This window comes from Pseudomonas parakoreensis (genome assembly GCF_021602155.1).
Classification (GTDB): Bacteria; Pseudomonadota; Gammaproteobacteria; order Pseudomonadales; family Pseudomonadaceae; genus Aquipseudomonas; species Aquipseudomonas parakoreensis.
Genome location: NZ_BQHY01000066.1, coordinates 1 through 828, shown reverse-complemented (window position 1 = coordinate 828; position 828 = coordinate 1). Strand labels below are relative to the sequence as shown.

Annotated in this window: 1 protein-coding gene; it reads right to left on the bottom strand. The window is 61.8% G+C overall.

Features of this window, described 5'->3' with window-relative positions; genetic code table 11:
* Positions 1-828 (bottom strand): DNA cytosine methyltransferase (locus L6D63_RS28405; protein WP_236170514.1); only part of this gene is annotated, 828 nt, incomplete at both ends.

The following is an 828-nucleotide window of genomic DNA, read 5'->3' as shown; positions in this document are numbered from 1 at the left end:
GCCCTTCGCAGTCAGACAGGCAGCGACGTCAATTGAACCGCTGGTATTGCCACCACCATAGGTCGACATTGTAATGAATGCTTCCGAGTCGGCGCGATGGCTGCACTGTGCCTGAGCGCGAAGTGCTGGAGCGGTCAGTGGGATGGCGTCGGCGCTGTATCCGCCGTTCTTTCGAGCGCCACCAGTAATGGTTCCGGTAACGTCTTGCCCCTCGCCTCGGCGCGGCGCAGTATCCCGGCGCACGCCTTCTCGCTCAAAAAGTACCTCGGTGGGATCGAATCCGTCTCTAGCACTTGCGACAACGAACACACGGCGGCGTCGTTGGGCCAGGCCGAAATATTGGGCGTCCAAGATCCGCCACGCGATTGTTCTTTTGGGTCCATACACACAACCAGCGTCCGGCCATTTTTTCCCTGAAGGCTGCAGTTCGCAGTCTTCCCCAGCAAGCGCGCCAAGAAAGCATCCGAAGGCGTTCCCTTTGTCGCTGAGGACGCCGGGGACGTTTTCCCAGACGATGACGCAGGGCGGCTTTCGCTGGCCTGCTCGAACATAGTCAACTGCATCTGCGAGCTCCACGTATTTGATGGTGAGGGCGCCGCGCGGGTCGGTGAGGCCTTCGCGCATTCCGGCCACGCTGAAGGCCTGGCACGGGGTTCCGCCTACGAGAATGTCCGGCGCCGCGATCTTGCCGGCCAGCACCTGGGCGCCGAGTTTGGTCATGTCACCGAGGTTCGGCGTGTTCGGGTAATGGTGAGCCAGCACCGCGCTGGGGAACGCTTCGATCTCGGCGAACCAGGTCGCACGCATGCCAAGCGGCTTCCATGCAAG